Annotated in this window: 17 protein-coding genes; 8 read left to right on the forward strand and 9 right to left on the reverse strand. The window is 63.1% G+C overall.

What is annotated here, in order from left to right; all coding sequences use genetic code 11:
- Positions 1–16: 16 nt before the first annotated feature.
- From rssA to A6D6_RS05615, 4 genes are read right to left on the reverse strand one after another with little or no spacing between them, the layout of a single operon-like run.
- Positions 17–937 carry a patatin-like phospholipase RssA gene (gene rssA, locus A6D6_RS05600; protein WP_133490528.1) on the reverse strand — a complete coding sequence of 307 codons (921 nt, stop codon included), beginning with the start codon at positions 935–937 and terminating at the stop codon, positions 17–19.
- Complete coding sequence (locus tag A6D6_RS05605; protein ID WP_166642998.1) at positions 934–1,152, reverse strand: DUF1289 domain-containing protein; 219 nt, start codon at positions 1,150–1,152, stop codon at positions 934–936. Before A6D6_RS05605 ends, rssA begins: the two co-directional genes overlap by 4 nt.
- Complete coding sequence (locus A6D6_RS05610) at positions 1,136–1,669, reverse strand: gamma carbonic anhydrase family protein (RefSeq protein ID WP_133490527.1); 534 nt, start codon at positions 1,667–1,669, stop codon at positions 1,136–1,138. The genes A6D6_RS05605 and A6D6_RS05610 overlap by 17 nt, the downstream gene beginning before the upstream one ends.
- Before the next feature lie 24 nt (positions 1,670–1,693).
- A complete protein-coding gene (locus A6D6_RS05615) occupies positions 1,694–2,278 on the reverse strand; it encodes a CoA pyrophosphatase (protein ID WP_133490526.1) in 585 nt (194 codons plus the stop codon).
- A 187-nt stretch (positions 2,279–2,465) separates the two neighbouring features.
- On the opposite strand from A6D6_RS05615, the gene A6D6_RS05620 reads away from it, so the two are divergent.
- Positions 2,466–3,029, forward strand: a complete 564-nt coding sequence (locus A6D6_RS05620) for an NUDIX hydrolase (RefSeq protein ID WP_133490525.1) — start codon at positions 2,466–2,468, stop codon at positions 3,027–3,029.
- Positions 3,030–3,078: 49 nt separating this feature from the next.
- Here A6D6_RS05620 and A6D6_RS05625 read toward each other — a convergent pair whose 3' ends face one another.
- The 3 genes from A6D6_RS05625 to purL all read right to left on the reverse strand — a co-directional run bounded on the left by A6D6_RS05625 (position 3,079) and on the right by purL (position 8,166).
- A complete protein-coding gene (locus A6D6_RS05625; protein WP_133490524.1) occupies positions 3,079–3,405 on the reverse strand; it encodes a YqfO family protein in 327 nt (108 codons plus the stop codon).
- A gap of 20 nt (positions 3,406–3,425) precedes the next feature.
- Positions 3,426–4,133 (reverse strand): PaaI family thioesterase, encoded by a 708-nt coding sequence (locus tag A6D6_RS05630; RefSeq protein ID WP_159660169.1) that lies wholly within the window; start codon positions 4,131–4,133, stop codon positions 3,426–3,428.
- A gap of 139 nt (positions 4,134–4,272) precedes the next feature.
- Entirely contained in the window at positions 4,273–8,166 is a 3,894-nt protein-coding gene (gene purL / locus A6D6_RS05635; RefSeq protein ID WP_133490522.1) for a phosphoribosylformylglycinamidine synthase, read from the reverse strand.
- 558 nt (positions 8,167–8,724) lie between these two features.
- Between purL and mltF the strand changes: the two genes are divergently transcribed.
- Positions 8,725–10,131: a membrane-bound lytic murein transglycosylase MltF gene (gene mltF, locus A6D6_RS05640; RefSeq protein WP_133490521.1), complete on the forward strand. Its 1,407-nt coding sequence runs from the start codon at positions 8,725–8,727 to the stop codon at positions 10,129–10,131.
- A 160-nt stretch (positions 10,132–10,291) separates the two neighbouring features.
- Here mltF and tadA read toward each other — a convergent pair whose 3' ends face one another.
- Complete coding sequence (gene tadA / locus A6D6_RS05645) at positions 10,292–10,738, reverse strand: tRNA adenosine(34) deaminase TadA (RefSeq protein WP_133490520.1); 447 nt, start codon at positions 10,736–10,738, stop codon at positions 10,292–10,294.
- Between the two features lie 174 nt (positions 10,739–10,912).
- On the opposite strand from tadA, the gene purT reads away from it, so the two are divergent.
- Positions 10,913–12,094, forward strand: a complete 1,182-nt coding sequence (gene purT / locus A6D6_RS05650; protein ID WP_133490519.1) for a formate-dependent phosphoribosylglycinamide formyltransferase — start codon at positions 10,913–10,915, stop codon at positions 12,092–12,094.
- On the forward strand, positions 12,091–12,501 hold the full coding sequence (locus A6D6_RS05655) for an NINE protein (protein WP_133490518.1): 411 nt from the start codon (positions 12,091–12,093) through the stop codon (positions 12,499–12,501). The genes purT and A6D6_RS05655 overlap by 4 nt, the downstream gene beginning before the upstream one ends.
- Before the next feature lie 219 nt (positions 12,502–12,720).
- Here A6D6_RS05655 and A6D6_RS05660 read toward each other — a convergent pair whose 3' ends face one another.
- The gene (locus tag A6D6_RS05660) at positions 12,721–13,104 is read right to left on the reverse strand and encodes a DoxX family protein (protein ID WP_133490517.1); all 384 of its coding nucleotides are present in this window, start codon (positions 13,102–13,104) and stop codon (positions 12,721–12,723) included.
- Between the two features lie 457 nt (positions 13,105–13,561).
- On the opposite strand from A6D6_RS05660, the gene A6D6_RS05665 reads away from it, so the two are divergent.
- Genes A6D6_RS05665 through A6D6_RS05680 form a run of 4 tightly spaced genes read left to right on the forward strand, consistent with a single transcriptional unit; the run spans position 13,562 to position 17,151 of the window.
- Complete coding sequence (locus A6D6_RS05665) at positions 13,562–14,170, forward strand: TetR/AcrR family transcriptional regulator (protein WP_159660170.1); 609 nt, start codon at positions 13,562–13,564, stop codon at positions 14,168–14,170.
- A gap of 3 nt (positions 14,171–14,173) precedes the next feature.
- On the forward strand, positions 14,174–14,623 hold the full coding sequence (locus A6D6_RS05670; protein ID WP_201303705.1) for a PaaI family thioesterase: 450 nt from the start codon (positions 14,174–14,176) through the stop codon (positions 14,621–14,623).
- Positions 14,624–14,629: 6 nt separating this feature from the next.
- The gene (locus A6D6_RS05675; RefSeq protein ID WP_159660171.1) at positions 14,630–16,012 is read left to right on the forward strand and encodes an MATE family efflux transporter; all 1,383 of its coding nucleotides are present in this window, start codon (positions 14,630–14,632) and stop codon (positions 16,010–16,012) included.
- 2 nt (positions 16,013–16,014) lie between these two features.
- On the forward strand, positions 16,015–17,151 hold the full coding sequence (locus A6D6_RS05680) for a thiolase family protein (RefSeq protein ID WP_159660172.1): 1,137 nt from the start codon (positions 16,015–16,017) through the stop codon (positions 17,149–17,151).
- Positions 17,152–17,728: the final 577 nt, after the last annotated feature.

The following is a 17,728-nucleotide window of genomic DNA, read 5'->3' on the forward strand; positions in this document are numbered from 1 at the left end:
TGTCAACTGTCCACTATCAACTGTCAACTGTCTTCCCCCCCAACCACGCCCGAATATCGCCGGCATGGCGCTCGACCAGGCGACGGCCTTCGTCGATGGCTTCCTTGGCGCGATGGAAGTCCATCAGGGCAAAGTCCTCCAGTAGCGGGATCAAGGTGATTTCCGGCGGGTCACCGGCCATGCGGGAGCGGGTGATACGGTCCTGCATGATGTTGACGCTGGAGGCGATGACGTCGAAGAAGCCGGGAGCCTGGCCGTCACCACTGGTGAAGTAATTCGCCATTTTCTGCCACAGGCTGTGCTCTTCCTCGGTGACGCCGTTTTCTCCCGGCGGTTTCTGCCGGGACAGGTGGGCGCCCACCAACTGAGCATTGAGATTGACGGCAATGACCACATCGGCGCCAAAGGCCCGGGCGGCGGATACCGGCACCGGATTCACCAGACCGCCGTCCAGCATCCAGCGCCCCTGATGCTCCAGCGGCGTGAACAGCCCCGGCAACGCGCAGGAAGCCCTTGCCGCCTGCAGAATCGGCCCCTTGCTGATCCAGATCTCACGACCACTCTTCATGTCCGTGGCGACGGTGACGAAACGCTGCTCCAGATCCTCGATATTGGGGTTGCTGTGCCGTTGTTCGAAGAAACCGAACAGCTTTTCGCCCTTGACCACGCCGCCGGACAGGGTGAAATCCATCAGGCCGAACACATCCTTGGTGGTCAGCGTCTTCACCCAGTCCGCCAGGTCATTGAGGGTACCGTTGACGTATGCGCTACCCACCAGCGCCCCGATGGAGGTACCGGCCACCACGTCCGGACGAATCCCCATGTCTTCCAGGGCCTGGATCACGCCAATATGCGCCCAGCCGCGCGCCGAACCACTGCCCAGCGCCAGCCCCAGACGCGGCGTCGACGACGTGCCCGGCTCCTGTTCCGCACTCATCCGGGTACCACTTCATCCATCAGACAGGACGCCGCCTCACCGGCCATACGCCGCTGACACCGGCGCAACACTTCCACCTGGCGGTCGGCATCGAGACGCCCCCAATGGCTGATTTCCTGGCCGGTGCGGAAGCAGCCGACACAGACGTCGTCACCGTCCAGCGCGCAGATCGACACGCATGGCGATACCGGCTTGGGATTATTTGAAACGCTCATCTTCTTGCAGATGCTCCGAGAAATGACGGGCATGGGCCACGTAGTGCTGGCTGCCCATGGTGATCATCGCCTTGTGGCCATCGGTGATTTCCTTCACCACCTTGGCCGGCGCGCCCATCACCAAAGAGTTGTCCGGGATTTGCATGCCTTCCGGCACCAAAGCATGGGCGCCAATAATGCAGTTGCTCCCTACCTTGGCACCGTTCAGCACCACCGCGTTCATGCCGATCAGCGTGTTATCACCGATGGTGCAGCCGTGCAGCATCACTTTGTGGCCGACCGTGACGTTCTTGCCGATCTTCATCGGCACGCCCGGATCCACATGCAGCACCGAATTTTCCTGTACGTTGCTGTTGTCTCCGATTTCGATGACATCGTTATCGGCGCGGATCACCACACCGAACCAGACACTGGCGTTTTCACCCAGCACCACGGAGCCGATCAGAGTGGCGTTGGGCGCAATCCACTGCCCCCCGCCACGGAATTCCAACTGGCGGTCGTTAATCGTGTAAATCATTTTCTTATCCTTGGCTGGCCCGTCTCAGTCGTCACTGACGTCGAAACGGATATCGGTATCGTAAACGTGGTTGATGAGATCCAGGATCATGAACGCGGTCAATCCCCAGATGCGTTTGTCCTCGAAATAGTAGTTAGGCATGCGCAACCGGCGCCCATACACTTCCACCGGCGCGGTCAGATCCGGCTCCTGCTCCAGGAAGAAACGCAGCGGTACGTTGAAAATCGAATCAATCTCACCGGGCTCGGGTATCAACTCCGCCTCCGGGCGCACCACACCGACAAAAGGCGTTACCTTCATGCCAAAACGGGACGGGATCGGCGACAGGTTGCCCAGCACTTCCACCGCTTCCCGCACCAGGCCTACTTCTTCCTGACTCTCGCGCAGCGCTGTCATCATCAGATTACGGTCGGAGGGATCCCGCTTGCCGCCGGGGAAGGCCACCTCACCGGCGTGCGTGGGCATCGAACGGGAGCGCACGGTGAGTATCAATTCCGGCTCGGGCTTGTCGACAAAGGGCATCAGCACCGCCGCCTCGGGCAGATCCAGAGGCAACTCGATCAAGCGGTAGTCCGGCAGCCGCCTGCGCAAGCGTTCCAGGTCTGTCATCCGCGTTTCTCCCGCGGCCCTGTATTGATTGGACCTTCACTGCACTGCTTCACTCTCTTACTCCCCTTTCTTTACGACTCAGTTTGACCATCACCCGCGCAACGGGCAAGGGCGCGGCGCCGCTTTCGGATTGCCAGGGTTCCGGCGAGCCAGTAGGCTGGCGTACTTCACCACGGCGAGAACGATCATGAAGTATTGCAGCCATTGCGGGCAGGAAGTGTTGTATTCGGTTCCCGAAGGAGACAACCGGCCCCGCTATTGGTGCAACCATTGTGGCACCATCCACTACCAGAACCCGAAAATCGTGGTTGGCGCCATCCCGGTCTGGGAAGGCCGCATTTTGCTCTGCAAACGCTCCATCGAGCCCCGCAAGGGCTACTGGACCCTGCCCGCCGGCTTCATGGAAAACGGGGAAACCCTGCAGGAAGGCGCCGCCCGGGAAACCTGGGAAGAAGGCTGCGCCACGGTAGAGGTTGGGGATATTTATACGATTTTCAACCTGCCCCATATCAACCAGGTCTATGTCTTTTTCCTGGGCAACATGGCCAACAGTGATTATGGCGTGGGCGAGGAAAGTTCCGACGCCAGGATGTTCACGGAGGACGAGATCCCCTGGGATCAACTGGCCTTCCCCACCATCGGCCGTACCCTCAAGTTTTATTTTCAGGATCTGAGAACCGGCGACTTCCCGGTACGCACCCAGGACATTCCGCCGCTCAAGCGCAAACCGGCGCTGGATGAGAATATCTAGATTGGCGCCTATTCGCTGTTAAAGCAGCGAATAGCATCCTGGCAGTCGGTCAAACCGGCAGCGGCGCCAGTTGCCACAAATCGATGGCCGGCTCCTCGTAGGGATGGGCGTCGCGCAAGGCACGAACCGCCGGCCTCAGACAATCCGCTTCGCAGATCATCTCCACCCGGTACTCCTCCACCGTCTCCACCTGCCCCTGGCTGCCCAGATAAGGATTGCTGCCGTCCAGGGGCCTGAACTGGCCCTGGCCCAGCACCTGGAAGCTGCAACGGTCGTAGTCACCAATGCGGCCGGCCCCGGCGTCGAACACCGCCGCCTTGACGGTTTCCACGTGACTCACCGGCACATAGAAACAAAGCTTGTAGAGCGTCGTCATCGGTCCTCCTGATGATCGATTCAGGCCACGTCGCTGTCGTCGGTCAGGTGCGCATACTCCGGTTTGAGGCGGTAATCCCCCTGGGAGGAAATCCAGATGCCGTCGGCGGCCACGGTTTGCACGCCGTCGGCGAAGACTCGCGCCTCACTGAACAGCTTGCGCCCTTCCAGACGTACCAGACGTGCCTCGAAACTGACCTCGGTATGCAGCGGGGTCGGCGCCATGTAACGCACCTTGAGAGTGCCGGTCATCCCGACATTACTGACAAAATCCTGGGTCTTGGCCAGCAACATATCCAGAGCCAGTGACAGCACGCCGCCATGCACTTTGCCTGGCGGGCCCATGAAGGCGCGGCCGAAAGTGGCGCGGGCGCGCACGATATCGCCGTCGAGCCAGAAGGTCACTGGTGGCGACATGGCATTGGCCGGGCCGGACAGAATCTCGAAATCCGCCATATCCAGGGCGTCCTGACGGCTGCCCTGGCCGACGATCAGACGGCCGAGGATGTCGCGCATACTGCGATGGGAGAAGCCTTCCAGGCTCTGTCGCAACGCCCTCGCCTGTTCGGTGGCGGCGGCCAGCGCCGCTTCATCCGAATCCAGACGCACCAACTGCTCATTGATCGCCGCCAGTTCCCGGGCCAACTCCCGGCGCCGCGCCGACACCGGCGTCGGCTCCGGCAGCTCGCCGAGCGGCATATCAAAATAATGGTACTTTTCTTCCGTCATATTCGTTTCTGATCAGCCTGCTACTAATGTTTTGCCCACACGCAAATTCGCTGGCAAGCCAGCTTCCCACAGCGCTTTCTTTGGCTTTTCGCTTTTGCCTTTCGCTGTCAACTGTCCACTATCAACTGTCAACTGCCTCTTACCCGACCCACTTGCGCGCATTGGCAAACATGCGGAACCAGGGAGCGTTGTCGAAGCGGCGCCAGTCGTCCGGGATCCAGCTGTTCTGCAGCACCCGGAATACCCGTTCCGGGTGCGGCATCATGATGGTCACGCGACCGTCACGGGTAGTGAAGCCGGTGGCGCCCTGGCTGGAGCCGTTGGGGTTGGCGGGGTACTGCTCGGTGGCATTGCCCATGCCGTCCACGTAGCGCAGGGCCACCAGGCGTTGTTCCACATTGCGGGCCAAATCGGCATCGCTGATCTCCACCCGCCCTTCGCCGTGAGCCACGGCGATGGGCAGGCGGGTGCCGGCCATGTCGCGCAGCAAGATGGACGGCGAATCGCCGATTTCCACCAGCGAGGTGCGGGCCTCGAACTGCTCGCTCAGATTACGTACAAAGCGCGGCCAATGTTCCGCGCCGGGCACCAGGTCCTTGAGGTGGGCCAGCATCTGACAGCCATTGCACACGCCCAGGGCGAAAGTGTCCTCGCGGAAGAAGAAACGGTTGAAGGCGTCACGCAGGCCGTTGTGATACAGCACTGTCTTGGCCCAGCCGCCACCGGCGCCAAGCACGTCGCCATAGGAGAACCCGCCGCAGGCCACCAGGCCTTTCATGTCGTCCAGACTGGCGTCACCGGCCAGCAGGTCGCTCATGTGCACGTCCACCGCCGCGAAGCCGGCACGATCGAAAGCGGCCGCCATCTCGGTCTGCCCATTGACGCCCTGCTCGCGCAGGATCGCCACCTTGGGCCGGTTGCCACCGATGAACGGCGCCGCCACATTTTCGCTCATGTCGAAAGTGAGCCGCACATTCAAGCCCGGATCGTTGCTGTCCGGGATCGCGTCGAACTCCTGGCGGGCGCAGTCCGGGTTGTCGCGCAGCGCCTGGATCCGATAGCTGGTTTCCGACCAGAGCCGTTGCAGACCGCGACGAGGCCGTTCCATCAGGATGGCACCACCCAGACGGACCCGCACCACATCATCCACATTGAGCCGCGCCACGGCGTGCACGCAGCCGGCCAGCCCGGCCTCGGCGTAGCGTTGCCGCACCGCCTCCGCTTCGCTTTCCGGCACCTGCAGTACCGCGCCCAGTTCCTCGGCGAACAGGGCCGCCACCGCTTCCGGGCCATCACCGGCGATGTCATCCAGTACGATGTCGATACCGACCCGGCCAGCGAACGCCATTTCCACCAGGGAGGTGAACAGACCACCGTCGGAGCGATCGTGGTAGGCCATCAGCTTGCCTTCCGCCAGCAACGCCTGGGTGACGTCGAAGAACGCCTTCAGATCGGCGGCGTCATCCAGATCCGGCGGCACGTCACCGACCTTGCCGAACACCTGCGCCAGCGCCGAGCCGGCCAGCCGGTTACGACCCCGGCCCAGATCCACCAGCAGCAGTTCGCTGGCCTCGGTGGTGCGTAATTGCGGCGTCACGGTCAGATTGATGTCACTGACCTGGGCGAAGGCGGTGACGATCAGCGACAGCGGCGAGGTGACGCTCTTGTCGATGCCGCGCTCATTCCACACGGTGCGCATGGAGAGAGAGTCCTTACCCACCGGGATGGCGATGCCCAGGTCCGGGCACAGTTCCATGCCCACCGCCTTGACCGTATCGAACAGTGCCTGATCCTCACCGGGATGGCCGGCGGCGGCCATCCAGTTGGCGGACAAGCGGATCCGCCCGAAGCCGCCAATGTGGGCGCCGGCCAGATTGGTAATGGTCTCCGCCACCGCCATTCGGCCGGAAGCGGCGGCGTCCACCAGAGCCACCGGGGTGCGCTCTCCCATGGCCATGGCTTCACCGGTGGTAATGCCGGCCTGGTTGGGATTGAAACCGGTGGCGGTCACCGCGCAGTCGGCCACCGGCACCTGCCAGGGTCCCACCATCTGGTCCCGGTGAACCAGACCGGTCACCGAGCGGTCGCCGATGGTGATCAGGAAGCTCTTGGAGGCTACCGTGGGCAGTCGCAGCACCCGATCCACCGCATCGCGCAGTTCGATGTCGTCGGTGGTGAAGGTCTGGCGCTGGAAGTCTTCCCGGTCGAAGGCGCGCTGCATCTTCGGCGGCTTGCCGAACAGCAAATCCATGGGCAGATCCACCGGCGCATCGCCAAAGTGCTCGTCGGACACTTTAAGGTGCTCTTCTTCGGTGGCCTCGCCGAGCACCGCGAATGGGGCTCTTTCGCGTAGACACAACGCCTCGAAACGCGCCAGATTGTCCGGCATCACCGCCAGCACATAACGTTCCTGGGCTTCGTTGCACCAGATTTCCACCGGACTCATGCCCGGTTCGTCGCTGGGCACCCGGCGCAATTCCAGATTGGCTCCGCGATCGGCATCGTGGACCAGTTCCGGCAAGGCATTGGAGAGGCCGCCGGCACCGACGTCGTGGACGGAGACAATCGGGTTGTCGTTGCCCAGAGCCCAGCAGCGGTCGATCACTTCCTGCACCCGGCGCTCGATTTCCGGGTTACCGCGCTGCACCGAAGCAAAATCCAAAGCCTCGTCGGACTCACCGCTGGCCATGGAACTGGCGGCGCCGCCGCCGAGGCCGATCAGCAGGGCCGGTCCGCCCAGCACGATGATTTTGGCACCGGCCGGGATGCCCTCTTTCTGTACATGGCCGTCACGGATGTTGCCGAGGCCGCCCGCGATCATGATCGGCTTGTGGTAACCGCGCCGCTCATCGCCATTGATGCCCGGCGCTTCGATTTCCAGGGTGCGGAAATAGCCGCACAGATTCGGTCGGCCGAACTCGTTGTTGAAGGCGGCGCCACCCAGCGGCCCCTCGATCATGATATCCAGGGCCGAGGCGATGCGACCGGGGCGGCCGTAGTGCTCTTCCCACGGCTGCACGAAATCCGGAATGCTCAGGTTGGATACCGAAAACCCGGTGAGCCCGGCCTTGGGCTTGGCGCCGCGGCCGGTGGCGCCTTCATCGCGAATCTCGCCGCCAGCGCCGGTGGATGCCCCGGGATGGGGTGCGATGGCGGTGGGGTGGTTATGGGTCTCCACCTTCATCAGCATATGCACCGGCTCATTGATGTAGCGATACTCGGTGTCGTCCGGGCGGGTGAAGAACCGATCCGCCACCGGCCCCGCCACCACCGCGGCGTTGTCCTTGTAGGCACTGAGCACGCCGTCACTGGCGTGTTTGTAGGTGTTGCGGATCATGCCGAACAGGCTCAGTTCCTGGGCTTCACCGTCGATGGTCCAGTCGGCATTGAAGATTTTGTGCCGGCAATGCTCGGAGTTGGCCTGGGCGAACATCATCAGTTCCGCGTCACTGGGGTTGCGTCCCAGGGCGGTGAAGCGCTCCACCAGGTAATCGATCTCATCGTCCGCCAACGCCAGACCCAGCTCACCATTGGCGGTGGCCAGCGCCTCGCGGCCGCCGCCGATCACATCCACCGTGGTCAGCGGCTTGGGCCGGTGATGGCTGAACAGGGCCTCGGCCTGTTCAGGCTGATCCAGCACTGTTTCCACCATGCGGTCGTGTAGCGGCGCCACCAGCTCCGCCCGGGCCACGTCCTGATCCGCCCGCAACTGATATTCGATGCCACGCTCCACTCGCAGCACCTTGTCAAGGCCGGCGTTGTGGCAGATATCGGTGGCTTTGGAAGACCAGGGGGAGATCGTGCCGGGGCGCGGCACCACCAGGAACCGGCGGCCTTCCACCGGTTCCTCGCTGATCGTCGGGCCATAGCTCAGCAAGCCGTCGAGTACCGCCTGTTCCTCGGCGGACAACGGCGCGGAAGTTTCCACGAAATGAACGAAACGGGCGGACAGTGCCTCCACCCGAGGCAAAGCGCGCAGCAATTTTTCCTTACGAAATGCGGAGAGAGCCGGGCTACCGGGTAGGATCAGCATGGGCTGGCTTTTCCTTTGGATCGACGGGGGATTGGAAGAAGCCGCAATGATACCGGATTCCTGGGGGGCGGCGCGAGGGCGCGAACCCGGTTTCCCGCCTTTATCACGAAAGGGTCACGACACGGTGGAAACCGTCATCAACCGGTCCAATAGCGGCAATTGTTGGACAAAAAATCGCCGGGAGCGATTTTCAACGTCGCTTCCAGCGGCGGCCCGGAGGGTGCCTGCCATGGACGGCGGGCACAAAAAACTGGCGGCCAGGGGGTTGCGAATGGTAAATTCGCCCCCAATTGTAAAAGGATCGCTTATTTTGTGTGCTCCGCCGTCCACGGCGGGCACCTTTCGGACCGTCCCGGGAGCGACGTCAGAAAAACGCTCCCGGTAATTTTCAAGGTCATTCCAAGCCGTCTCAATCCCGGATCGCCAAAGCGCATTCCGGCGACGGTTTCGAATGTCCTGCTTCCGGCAACAAGGACTGTTACGGAACCGGGGAAGCCTCCTGGAATCAAGTCATGGGCGCTTCCAACCTATCTGGCGACCCCAGGAGGCAGCAAGGACATGACGATACGGTTTCACCGTAAACAGCTGGCATGGGCACCGCTGGTGCTGCTTGCCACACTGATCCTGGGACTGTTTGTGCGCCCATCCGGTACCGCCCTGGAACGGATCCAGGCCCGCGGCGAGCTGGTGGTGGTCACACGCCCGTCCCTGACCACTGTTTACGGCGATGAAAATGGTTCCACTGGCATGGAATACGAACTGGCCCAAGGCTTTGCCGAGCGGCTGGGCGTTGAGTTGCGCCTGTTGGAAGCCGATGACCTCGAAACCGTGCAGAAGCTGCTGCTGGCCGGCAAGGCCGATTTCGCCGCCGCCGGACTGGTGATCACCGAGCAGCGCCGCCAGCAGTTGCGGCTGACCACCCCCTACCAGAAAGTCGACACACTGGTGATGTACCGGCTTGGCGAGCCGCGCCCCAATGCTCTCGAGGATCTGGACGGCAAGAGCGTTGCCGTGGTGTCCGGTTCCAGCAACGCCGACCTGCTGGAGCAGGCCCGCGCCACCCAGCCCGAGTTGAAACTGGACGTCCATACCGATACCAACGTGGAGCAGACCCTGGCCCGCGTTGAGGAGGGCGAAGTCGACTACGCCCTGATCAATTCCAACGATTACGCCATCCATCGTGGTCTGTTCCCGGATCTGGCGGCCGGCTTCACCATCGGCGCGGATCAGGGGCTGGCCTGGGCCTTCGCCCCGGGCAATGATGGCAGCCTGTATCAGGCCGCCCAGCGCTACCTCACTCAGCAAAACGCCATTGGCGCCACCGAGCAGTTGGCCAAGCGCTTCTATGGCCATGTGGAACGATTCGACCTGTATTCCGCGCGCAGTTTCATCCGTCATCTGGACGACCGCCTGCCGGACTACACCAATGCCTTCCGCGATGCCGCCGAAAGCGCCGGCTTCGACTGGCGCCTGCTGGCGGCGGTGGCCTACCAGGAATCCCTCTGGGACGCCGGCGCCATCTCTCCCACTGGCGTGCAGGGACTGATGATGCTGACCAACCAGACAGCACGGGAAATGGGCGTCACTGATCGTACCGATCCAGCCCAGAGCATCCACGCCGGCGCCGCCTATCTGCGCAAGCTGCACGACCGGATGCCCGAGCGCATCGCCGAACCGGACCGCACCTGGCTGGCCCTGGCCGCCTACAATGTAGGATTCGGCCATCTGGAAGACGCCCGTGTCCTGACCCAGAAACAGGGCGGCGACCCGGATCGCTGGCAGGATGTGAAACAACGGCTGCCGCTGCTGGCGAAGCCGGCCTACGCCAGTCAGCTACGCTACGGCCCGGCCCGTGGCGGCCAGGCGGTGGCCTATGTGCGCCACGTCCGCGGCTACTACGATCTGCTGGTATGGGCGGAAAACTCCGAACGCCACCGCCCTACCCTGGTGGCAGCGGCCGAATAACCCCTCAGCGAAAAACAATCTATTCGTTCTCTGTGGGAGCTTGCCTGCAAGCGAATTCTTGTCGCACAGGGCCATTCGCTTGCAAGCAAGCTCCCACAGCGGCTAAAGATCAGGCTGTTTTGTCTTTTCACTTTTCCGCTATCAACTGTCAACTGCTCTCTCATCGTTTGCGCCGGAAAAAATCCCGCATCAGTTGCGACGCCTGGTCCGCCAGCACCCCGCCGGTGACTTCCAGGCGGTGGTTGTAGAAGTCCCTTTCCGGCAGCCCCAACTGGCTTTCACAAACCCCGGCACGGGGCTCGCGGGCACCGTACACCAGCCGCGCCACCCGGGCGTGGATCATGGCGCCAAAACACATGGTGCACGGCTCGATGGTGACGTAGAGGGTGCTGTCCGGCAGCCGGTAGTTACCGGCGCGGGCGGCGGCATCACGCAATGCGCCAATTTCCGCATGGGCGGAGGGGTCATGGCTGAGAATTGGCCTGTTGTAGCCCTCACCAATGATCTCGTCGTCACGCACCAGCACCGCGCCCACCGGCACCTCGCCCTGCTCAGCCGCGCGTTCCGCCAGGGCCAGAGCCCGCGCCATCCAATATTGATCGTCCACTTGTCCGCCCGGGGTTAATTGGGATGCTTTCGTCGCCAATGGTAGGCGCGACGGCGCCGGGGTGAAACTCTTCCCTCGCGATGGCGGCGCTTTTCGCTACAATCCTGTTCATCCAGGCGGGGTTGGCCCCCGCGGAAGCCATTGTTTCGACGATTTGTTCGATGAGGAGACGGCATGACCACCATCGGTACCCCCTATTCCGACAACGCTACCCGCGTGATGCTGCTGGGCAGCGGTGAACTGGGCAAGGAAGTGGCCATCGAGCTGATCCGCCTGGGCTGCGAGGTGATCGCCGTGGACCGCTATCCGCGGGCGCCGGCCATGCAGGTCGCGCAGCGCTGGCACGTAATCGACATGCTCGACGCTGACGCGGTGCGGGCCGTGGTGGAAGAAGAGCGCCCGGCGTTGATCGTGCCGGAAATCGAGGCCATCGCCACCGCCGAACTGGAAGCTCTGGAGCAGGAAGGGTTCACCGTGATCCCCACTGCCCGGGCAGCGCGGCTGACCATGAACCGCGAGGGCATTCGCCGCCTCGCCGCCGAGGAGCTGGGCCTGCCTACCTCGCCCTACCGGTTCGCCGGTGACCAGGACGAATACCTGGCGGCGGTGAAGGCGGTGGGCTTGCCGTGCGTGATCAAGCCGGTGATGTCCTCCTCCGGCAAGGGTCAGAGCCTGGTGAAAACCGAGGACCAGATCGACGCCGCCTGGCGGTACGCCCAATCCGGCGGCCGCGCCGGCCAGGGCCGGGTCATCGTCGAAGGGTTCGTCGAGTTCGACTACGAAATCACCCTGCTCACCGTACGGCACCGCGACGGCACCGATTTCTGCGCGCCCATCGGCCACCGCCAGGAGGACGGCGACTACCGTGAATCCTGGCAGCCGCAACCGATGAACGACACAGCCCTGGAGGAAGCCCGCCGCCAGGCCGGCGCCATCACCGCGGCGCTGGGCGGCTGGGGACTGTTCGGCGTGGAGTTCTTCGTGCGCGGGGACCAGGTCTGGTTCAGTGAAGTGTCACCACGCCCTCACGATACCGGTCTGGTAACCTTGATCTCGCAAAACCACTCCGAATTCGCGCTGCACGCCCGCGCCATTCTCGGGCTGCCGATACCGAACATCGAACAGCGGGGTCCGTCCGCGTCCTCGGTACTGCTGGTAAAAGGCGATTCGGAAACCATGCGCTATGCCAATCTGGATCAGGCACTGGCGGAGCCGGACACCGACCTGCGTCTGTTCGGCAAACCGGAAGTGCATGGCAGCCGTCGCCTTGGCGTGGCCCTGGCGAAAGCGGATAGCATCGAAAGCGCAAGAGTCAAAGCCAATACCGTGATTACCAATATCGAGGTAAGTCTATGAACCCGCGGATTGACGATACCCACAGCAAGATCATTGGCTACGCCCTCTGGATCTTCGGCTTCATGGGGTCACACCGGTTCTACTATGGCCGGCAAATCACCGGCGTGATCTGGTTCTTCACTCTGGGATTGTTTTTCATCGGTTGGATCGTCGACCTGTTCCTGATCCCGTCCATGGACCGCGATGCCGATCATCGCTATGTCTCCGGCCCGGTGGATTACAACATCACCTGGCTGCTGCTGACCTTTCTTGGCGTCTTCGGCCTGCACCGTTTCTATATGGGCAAATGGGTGACCGGGCTGATCTACCTGCTGACTCTGGGCTTGTTCGGGCTGGGGATTCTCTACGACTTCCTCACCCTCAACGAACAGATCGCCACCGCCAACAGCCGCAAGCGCTGGGCTTAACCGAACTCGCAGTTCATGCGCTACTGTTGTCCCACAGGTATGGGACAGCCCGCTGGCACACCTGAACGTCGATTCGCTGCCGAGGCAGCTTCCCACAGAGAGCGCCACGAAGCCGCTGTGGGAAGCCGCCTTGGCGGCGAATACGACACCAATTCATATCTCCAAGACCAATAGACTGGCCACCACTATGGATTCCGTGCTCATGAGCCGCGACGGGTATTAATTTTTCATCGCGTACTTGCCGGCACCGAGGAAGAACAACGCCGCGGCAGTGAACAAATAGAATCCCTGCAACTCAATCGCCCAGCCGCCATTATCGTTGATCGCGAACAGCTCGTTCATGTGCACCAGCACCAACGCCACCAGCATATTGCCAACGATCAGAGCAGCCCCGACCCGGGTGTAATAACCAACAATAATCATAAGCGGCGCGATCACCTCGCCGATAAACACCCCATAGGCAAAAAAACCGGGCATTCCCATGCTTTGCAGCGAGCCGGCAATCCAGCCCACGCCATGCAGCATTTTCGAGATCCCGTGCAATAGCAGCATGCCGCCCAGGCTCAAGCGCAGGATCAGCTTCCCCAGATCCGGATGGTTCATGGCGTTCTCCTCGTCCTCTGTTAATCGGTGATGTACCGATATTGAACGGGTTTCCCGCAACGAAGGAAAGATGCTCGTGACAAAAACCGTGACCACCGCTCGCCACGGTGCCGATGAAAAATCGTCGGGAACGATTAGTGTCCCACAATCCGCTGGCACGCTGACACGTCACACGCCGGCACGCCAAACCCAAGGCCCGCTTGCCAGCCTTGCGGACACCAATTCAACACAACCCCGTCATGCCCGAGTGTTTTCAAAGCGTGTTGGCGTGCCGGCGTGTGGCGTGTTAGCGGCCCGTTCCACAACGGTGGGACAGCAATGGTCGGGAACGACTTTTAACGTTGCTTCAGCGACGGCCCGGAGGGTAACCGCCACGGACAGCGGTCAAAAAAATCATTTACATGACACCCATCATTCATTTATAAATTATACCCATCATTAAAAAAGGAGGACCGCCATGCGTGTCAGCCGAGAACAGGCCGCCGCCAACCGGCGCCGAATCGTTACCGAGGCTTCCCGTCTGTTTCGGGAAAAAGGTTACGACGGCGTGGCCGTGGCGGACCTGATGAAAAGCGCCGGCCTCACCCACGGCGGCTTCTACGGGCACTTCGAGTCCAAGGAAGCGCTGATGGCGGAAACCTGTGCCTCCTCCGGCGATATCCGTACCCGGTGGGAGCGTCTCACCGCCAAACGCCAGCAACCGCCCTTTCAGGTGCTGGTGGAGCAATACCTGAGCCCGCGCCATCGTGACCAGCCCGGCCACGGCTGCCTGTTCGCCGCGCTCTCGGTGGATACCGCCCGACAAACGCAGGAGGTACGCCGCGCCTACACCGGCACCTTCCGCAAGTTCGTCGACATGATCGCCGACTGGGTCCCCGGCCGCCGCGCCAACCGCCGGCGCCGGGCCCTGGCCACGGCGTCCAGTCTGGTCGGCGCCCTGGTGCTGTCCCGCGCCGTGGACGACCCGGAACTGTCCAGCGAAATTCTCGACGCGGTGCGCCAGCAGTTGCTCGGCGCCACCGCTTCCGCAACCCCGGCTTCCTCCGGGAAGCCCGCCAAGGAGTAAACCGTGAGTCAGTCCAATACCGCCATGAAAGCCATGACCGGCCTGGAAACACTGCAACTGATGATGGAGAAGGATCTGCGCGCCGGCATCGGCCAGACCATGGACTTCACACTGGTGGAGGTGGAGCGGGGACGGGTCGTGTTCGAAGGCTCGCCCAGCGAAAAAGTCTACAACCCGATCGGCACCGTCCATGGTGGTTACGCCGCTACCTTGCTGGATTCCGCTTGCGGCTGTGCCGTGCATTCCAATCTGGAGGTGGATCAGGCCTATACCACCGCGGAGCTGAAAGTGGCCTATCACAAGGCCATGACCAAGGACACCGGCCCGGTACGCGCGGAAGGCAAGATCATCACCATGGGCCGCCGCCTGGCGTTCGCCGAGGCCCGCCTCACCGACGCCGAGGGCCGCCTTTATGCCAGCGCCACCTCGACGTTGCTGGTGATGCAGCGGTAAGCGCCGATGAATCGCGCCGCCATCGCCACCGTACCACGGCCCCTTTCCCGGCCGGATGCCGGGGAGCGGGCGCGCCGGATCCTGCATGCACCGGTGCTTCCCACCTTGTTGAAGCTGGCGCTGCCCAATCTGGTGGTGATGCTGGCTCAGGCCCTGGCCAACTTTCTGGAAAGCTACTACGTCGGCCTGATCGGCGTGGACGCCCTGGCCGGGGCCGCCCTGGTGTTCCCGCTGGTGATGCTCATGATGATGATGTCCGGCGGCGGCATCGGCGGTGGGATCTCGTCGGCGGTGGCGCGCGCCCTCGGGGCCGGCGATACCGACAAGGCCAATGCCCTGGCTCTGCACGCGGTGGTCATCACTGGTGTGCTTGGCCTGCTCTGCTCACTGGTGGTGATTGGGTCCGGTCCCGCGCTCTACACCCTGCTCGGCGGCCGCGGCCAGGCCCTGGACGCCGCCCTCGCCTATTCCAACGCGCTGTTCGCCGGGGTCACCTTTCTGTGGTTGATGAATGGCCTGTCGGCGGTCATGCGTGGCGCCGGCAATATGCTGATGCCGGCGCTGGTGCTCACCGGCGGCGTGCCGCTACTGCTGGTACTGTCACCGCTGCTGATCTTCGGTATCGGCCCGCTGTCGGGCCTGGGCATCACCGGCGCCGGGCTGGCTCTGGCGGCCTACTATCTGATCGCCACGGTGATTCTTACCGTGGCCCTGTTACGCGGCCATGGCGGCGTCCGGCTGGATCCGCGCGCGCCGTTGCGCAAATCCCTGTTCGCGGAGATCCTCGGCGTCGGCTTGTGGTCCGCCCTGAACACCGTGTTCTCCAACTTAAGCGTGGTGGTGGCCACCTTCTTCGTCGCCCGCACCGGGATGACGGCGTTGGCCGGCTTCGGCCTCGGCATCCGCATCGAATATCTGCAGATCCCACTCAGCTTCGGTTTCGGCACCGCTCTGGTGGCCATGGTCGGCATGAACATGGGAGCCGGCCAGATCCAGCGTGCCCGCCGCATCGCCTGGGTCGGCGCCGCCCTCACCGCCGCCACCACCGGCACCGTGGGACTGCTCGCCGCCACCTTCCCCAACGCCTGGCTCGGCCTGTTCACCGACGATGCCGAAGCGATCGCCACCGGCGCCGTTTACCTGCGCACGGTGGCGCCGGTGTACAGCTTCTTCGGTGTCGGTATGGCGCTGTACTTCGCTTCCCAAGGCGTCGGCCGCATGCGGTGGCCGATTGCCGCCAGCCTCACCCGCCTCGCTGTTCTTGGCATCGGCGGCACCCTGACAACAACGCTGTTCCCCGGCGATCTGGTGGCCCTGTGCGCGGTCATGGCCGCCTCCCTGGTGGCACTGGCGATGGTTAACAGTATTCCCTGGCTGATCAGGAGATAATCATGAAAGCCGTTATCGCGGGCTACGCCCGTTCCCCGTTCCACTTCGCCCGCAAAGGGGCGCTCGCCGAAGTACGCCCGGATGATCTCGCCGCCCAGGTGGTGAAGGGGTTACTGGCGCGTACCGATCTGGATCCGTCGCTGCTGGAGGACGTGATTCTTGGCTGCGCCTACCCGGAGGCCGCCCAGGGCAACAACCTGGCGCGCATCGTCGGGCTGTTGTCGGGCCTGCCCCTGGAAATCGGCGGCATGACCATCAACCGCTTTTGCGGCTCGTCCATGTCCGCCATCCATATCGCCGCCGCCCAGATCGAGGCGGGTATCGGTGATGCCTATCTGTGCGTGGGCGTGGAAAGCATGACCATGGTGCCCCAGGGCGGTTTCAACTTTTCCCCCAACCCCTGGCTGCGGGAACACACCGACGCTTACGTGTCCATGGGACGCACCGCCGAGAACGTCGCGCAACGCTATGAAATCGGCCGTCCGGAGCAGGAAGAACTGGCTCTGATCTCCCACCGCAAGGCCGCCGCCGCCCGGGAAGGTGGTTTGTTGCGCGATGAAATCATCGCCATCGATGCGGGAGCGGGCGCGAACCGGATCGAGGACGACGGCTGCATCCGCCCCGGCACCTCGCTGGAAGCGCTGGCGAAGCTGCCGCCGGCGTTTGACGAAAACGGCGTGGTCACCGCCGGCTCCGCCTCGCCGCTCACCGATGGCGCCAGTGTCGTGCTGGTCACCAGCGACGACTTCGCCCAACGCCACAATCTGCCGGCCAGCGCCCGCATCCGTGCCGTGGCCACCGCCGGTTGCGATCCGGCGGTGATGGGGCTGGGTCCGATTCCCGCCACCCGCAAGGCGCTGCAACGGGCCGGTCTCAACGTCGAACAATTGGATGTGGTGGAGATCAACGAAGCGTTCTCATCCCAGGCGCTGGCCTGCATCCGCGATCTGGGACTGAACCCGGACACCGTGAACCTGGACGGCGGCGCGCTGGCTCTTGGTCATCCGCTGGGCGCCACCGGCGCGCGCATCACCGGTAAAGCCGCCGCCCTGCTGCGGCGGGAAAAGGCCCGCTACGCCCTTGCCACCCAATGCATCGGCGGCGGCCAGGGCATCGCCACCATCCTGGAGGCGCTGTAGGGCCGGCCCTTAACATTTCCTTTACTCCGACGACCCGCGTCCCCCGCGTGTCCACTACGCGCCAGGGACAACGTCACGGTGATGGCGCCGCCATCGTCCTCTCCACGGCCGTGACATCGGGTTCGCCGGGGGCTTTTTATGGGTTCATCGCGGATTACCGGGAATGTGAGTCTCCATCGGAGGCACGGGTCCGCACGGAGGATGCCCTCCATCCCGGTGTGGGGTGGAAAGGACATCCGTCTTCCTCGGTTACCTCGAAGCGGAGCCGTGTTACGCCTTTACGGAACCTGCTTCACGACGTTCCCGCAAAGGCGTAACACGGCTCCGCTGTCCCTGATGGAAGATAAGATCGTTTCCCGATAAGCCGCGATGAACCTTTTTTGACTGTTACCCCGTGGTCTTGGGCATCCCACTACAAGGCCGCCGTGGAAAATTACTTGCCAGCGACGGGTTCGACGCTGAAGGGCCGTATTCGTCAGCAGGCGGGCTCAACAGCGGCTCCGTAGCGCCGCGCGGAGGGAACCAGAGCCTCCCGACCCGAGTTTTGCCTCAGCTCTTATGTCCCAACTTTTTGCCT

The sequence above is a fragment of the Alcanivorax xiamenensis genome (genome assembly GCF_009846745.1).
In the GTDB taxonomy this organism is placed as follows: Bacteria; Pseudomonadota; Gammaproteobacteria; order Pseudomonadales; family Alcanivoracaceae; genus Alloalcanivorax; species Alloalcanivorax xiamenensis.

Coding starts and splice junctions, on each gene's coding strand:
- A6D6_RS05660 (WP_133490517.1), bottom strand. CDS start 13,104: ATGAACCATCCGGATCTGGGGAAGCTGATCCTGCGCTTGAGCCTGGGC.
- A6D6_RS05610 (WP_133490527.1), bottom strand. CDS start 1,669: ATGATTTACACGATTAACGACCGCCAGTTGGAATTCCGTGGCGGGGGG.
- A6D6_RS05680 (WP_159660172.1), top strand. CDS start 16,015: ATGAAAGCCGTTATCGCGGGCTACGCCCGTTCCCCGTTCCACTTCGCC.
- A6D6_RS05630 (WP_159660169.1), bottom strand. CDS start 4,133: ATGACGGAAGAAAAGTACCATTATTTTGATATGCCGCTCGGCGAGCTG.
- A6D6_RS05675 (WP_159660171.1), top strand. CDS start 14,630: ATGAATCGCGCCGCCATCGCCACCGTACCACGGCCCCTTTCCCGGCCG.
- rssA (WP_133490528.1), bottom strand. CDS start 937: ATGAGTGCGGAACAGGAGCCGGGCACGTCGTCGACGCCGCGTCTGGGG.
- A6D6_RS05605 (WP_166642998.1), bottom strand. CDS start 1,152: ATGAGCGTTTCAAATAATCCCAAGCCGGTATCGCCATGCGTGTCGATC.
- A6D6_RS05665 (WP_159660170.1), top strand. CDS start 13,562: ATGCGTGTCAGCCGAGAACAGGCCGCCGCCAACCGGCGCCGAATCGTT.
- purL (WP_133490522.1), bottom strand. CDS start 8,166: ATGCTGATCCTACCCGGTAGCCCGGCTCTCTCCGCATTTCGTAAGGAA.
- A6D6_RS05625 (WP_133490524.1), bottom strand. CDS start 3,405: ATGACGACGCTCTACAAGCTTTGTTTCTATGTGCCGGTGAGTCACGTG.
- purT (WP_133490519.1), top strand. CDS start 10,913: ATGACCACCATCGGTACCCCCTATTCCGACAACGCTACCCGCGTGATG.
- A6D6_RS05655 (WP_133490518.1), top strand. CDS start 12,091: ATGAACCCGCGGATTGACGATACCCACAGCAAGATCATTGGCTACGCC.
- mltF (WP_133490521.1), top strand. CDS start 8,725: ATGACGATACGGTTTCACCGTAAACAGCTGGCATGGGCACCGCTGGTG.
- A6D6_RS05620 (WP_133490525.1), top strand. CDS start 2,466: ATGAAGTATTGCAGCCATTGCGGGCAGGAAGTGTTGTATTCGGTTCCC.
- A6D6_RS05615 (WP_133490526.1), bottom strand. CDS start 2,278: ATGACAGACCTGGAACGCTTGCGCAGGCGGCTGCCGGACTACCGCTTG.